The organism is Candidatus Sulfotelmatobacter sp. (assembly GCA_035498555.1).
Lineage (GTDB): Bacteria > Eisenbacteria > RBG-16-71-46 > RBG-16-71-46 > RBG-16-71-46 > DATKAB01.
The window spans coordinates 1-3,431 of the sequence record DATKAB010000171.1 but is presented as its reverse complement, the minus strand read 5'-3'; the positions used below and the strand labels follow the sequence as shown (position 1 = coordinate 3,431).

Here is a 3,431-nt window from a genome sequence, read left to right as displayed (position 1 = left end):
AGGTGCGCTGGCGCGTGCTCTACGCGCTCGAGAAGATCGTCAATCCCGATCGGATCGAGCTGGTGGCGGCGCTCCACCTCGGCGATCCCGAATGGCTGGTGCGCGCCTACGCCGCGCGCACCATGGGCCGGCAGAAATCGGCACGTGGGACGGCCTACCTGATCGACTGCCTTGCCGATCGCGAGACCGGCGTGGTGGTGAACGCGCTGCGCGCTTTGCAAGCCATCGCCGATACCACATGCGGCGCGTGCGTACCTCGACTCGCCCAGGCGCTCGGACATCCCGATCCCTATGTGCGTGTGACTGCCGCCGGCGTGCTGGCCGAGCGCTTCGCGCTCCGCGGCGGCAGCATCGCGCAGCGCGGCGTGGCGCTCGATTCGCTGGCGATGCACCTGCGTGACCCCGACGCCGCGACCCGCGGCGCCTGCGCCCGCGCCCTGCTGGCTCAGCGCGGCAGCGCCTCGCTCCAGGCCGTGCGGCCGCTGCTCGGCGACAGCTCGGTGTTCGCACGCATTCCGGTGCTGCAGGGCATCGCTCATTTCGACACCAGCGTTGCCCTGCCGCTGCTGCTGCCGCGACTCGGCCCCGGCTATCCGCTCCTCGAGCGCATGACCGCGGCCGAGGTGCTGGGCACCCTCGGCGCCCGCGGCGCCGCCGGCCCGCTGCTCGCCGGTCTCGCCGACAGCTCGGTGCTGATGGCGGCCTCGTGCGCCGGAGCGCTCGGAGACCTCGGCGACAAGGCCAGCATTCCGGCGCTCACCGCCGCCTTCACCGCGCGCGGCAAGGATGCCGATCCCGACGCGCGAATCTCGATTCGCGACGCGCTGCGCCAGCTCGCCGGCGCCCCCTACACCGACAGCCTCGAGCGCCTCTATCCTGCGCGCGCCACCGCCCGGCGAGTCTCGGATGATCAGCTGCTGCATCCGGCCGGCGCGCGCGGCGCGATCCTTCATACCGAACGCGGCGACATCGAGTGGGCGTTCGATCGCGACGAGGCGCCGCAGACGGTGGAGAACTTCGTGCGACTTGCGCGTGCCGGCTACTTCGACGGCCTCGTCTTGCACCGTGTCGTGCCCAACTTCGTGATCCAGGACGGCGACCCGAGCGGGACGGGCTCGGGTGGGCCCGGCTACACCATCCGCTGCGAGTACAACCGACTTCGTTACGATCCCGGCGAGGTGGGCATGGCGCTCTCGGGCAAGGACACCGGCGGCAGCCAATGGTTCATCACCCAATCGCCGCAGCACCATCTGGACGGGCGCTATACCATCTTCGCTCACGTGACGCGGGGCATGGACGTGGTGTGGCGTATCGTGCAGGGCGACCGAGTGCTCAAGGTGGAGCTGCTCGACTGAGCGGGGCCGAGTGAGTCGCTCAGGATCGCGGGAGGCGCCGCGCGCGGCGCGTGGTTCGACGCGTCCTGCAGCGCCTCGGCTGATCCCCGCGCTGCCCTGGCGCTCGCCGGCCCTGATCGCAGCAGCGCTCGCGGCCGCCGCCTCCGCTCTGATCTCGGTTACCTACCGCATCGACGATCCGGACCTCTGGCAGCATCTCGCGGTCGGACGGTTCGTGTGGACGCAGCACGCACTTCCCCTGATTCACCAGTGGACGTGGCCGTCGTGGGGCCAGCCGGACGTCAATCCGTCGTGGGGGTTCGAAGCCCTGCTGTGGCCGTTCTGGGATCGCGGCGGGCTGGTAGGCCTCTCCGTGTGGCGGTGGATCACCACGCTCGCGGCGTTCGGATTCGCGTGGGCCGCGGCGCGGCAGATGGGTGCGCGCGGGCTCGTGCCGGCGTTCGTGATCGCGGTCTGCGCGCTCACCTATCGCCAGCGATCCGACGTGCGGCCGGAGACACTGTCGGTCGTGTTGCTGGCGGTGATGATGTGGCTTCTGGAATCGCGCCGGGCGGGGGGGCCCGATCGCAGCATGGCGCTGGTGCCGATTGCCTGGGCCTGGGCCAACACGCATCTCAGCTACTACATCGGGCTCTTGCTGATCGCGTTGTACGCGGCCGACGACCTGCTCGCGCGCCGGCCGGGTGCGCGGCGGTTGGCGCTCATCTTCGCGGGCGCTCTCGCAATCTCGTTCGTCAATCCGTTTGGTTGGCGAGCTCTGGCCCAACCCTTTCAGTACGCGCTGTTCTGGAGCCACGAGCCGGTGTTCCAGAACATCCCCGAGTTGGGGCCGCCGGATTGGCTGTTCAACTTGAGGAACGGATTGCCTCTGCTCATCGCGGGATGGCCCGCGCTCGTGATCTGGCGCTTCCGGCACCGGCGGATCGATCCGGTCGAATGGGCGCTGATGCTTGCCTTCACCGCGCAATCGTTGATGGCGCAGCGCTTCGTCGGCTTCTACACCGTCGTGGCGATGCCGTTCCTCAGCCGCGACTTGAGCGAGGCCCTGGCCGCGATCCGCCGGGACCCCCCGCGCCTGCCGCTCGCCGCGAGAGCCACAGCAGTCGCCATCGCCTGCTTCGCCGTGGGGACGTTCGAGTGGCAGCGGTGGGGCTATCCTCCGGGTATCGCACTCGTGGATGGGGCCTACCCGATGCGTGCCTGCGAGTTCATGGCGGCCCACGAAGTGCGCGGCCGGGGCATGAATCAGTTTGGCATGTCGAGCTGGCAGATCTACCGCTTCTGGCCGGATCGGTGGCGGCTGCCGTTCATGGACATCCATCAGAGCGGGACGCGCGCCGATCGCGACCTCTACCAGTTCGCCCAGGTCGACGATCGCGGTTGGAAGACGATCGACGAACGCCACCACTTCGACTACGCCCTTCTGATCCGTGTCCAATACCCGGCCGACCGACTCCTCGACGCGCTCGATGCCGACACCGCGTTCGCGCTGGTATTCAAGGATGATGCGGCAGCTCTGTACGTGCGGCGGGCGGGCTCGTTGGCTGCGGTTGCAGAGCGGTTTGCATACCGTCGCGTTCCCGCAGGCAATCGGGCGCTCGGGGAACTGGGCAGGAGAGTCGCGCGCGACAGCTCGCTTCGCGGTCCGGTGAAAGCAGAGCTGGATCGCGAGATTACCGAATCTCCCTGGCATGGTCAGGCGAAGAGTCTCGAGGCCAACCTCGCGTTGCTGATTGCCGATTGGTCGCAGGCGCGCGTGCTTCTCGATAGCGTGCAGGCGATCGACGACCATCGTCCACGCCTGTTTCTCCGGTTCGGCCTGATCGATCTGGTCAACGGCCGCCCGCGGGAGGCGCTCCGGCAGTTCGCGAAGGAGCAACAGAGGAATGGTCACTCCGCCGAAGCGGAGCTGGCCGAAGGCCGCGCGTGGGCGGCGCTGGGGAATCGCGGCCGGGCGCGAGCGGCCTATCGACGCGCGCTGAAACTGGATGCCGGATTCCAGGAGGCGGCCGATTCCCTGGCCGCGCTCGATCGGCAGGGCGGCTCGTGACCAGGGCACGCTGGGCGGCGCCGCTC

2 protein-coding genes are annotated in these 3,431 nt (G+C 69.2%); both read left to right on the top strand.

Translation table 11 applies throughout. From position 1 onward, the window contains the following. A partial coding sequence (locus VMJ70_13680; GenBank protein ID HTO92174.1) for a peptidylprolyl isomerase occupies positions 1-1,355 on the top strand: 1,355 nt, incomplete at its 5' end. A gap of 10 nt (positions 1,356-1,365) precedes the next feature. Further along, a complete protein-coding gene (locus VMJ70_13675; protein HTO92173.1) occupies positions 1,366-3,405 on the top strand; it encodes a hypothetical protein in 2,040 nt (679 codons plus the stop codon). Positions 3,406-3,431: the final 26 nt, after the last annotated feature.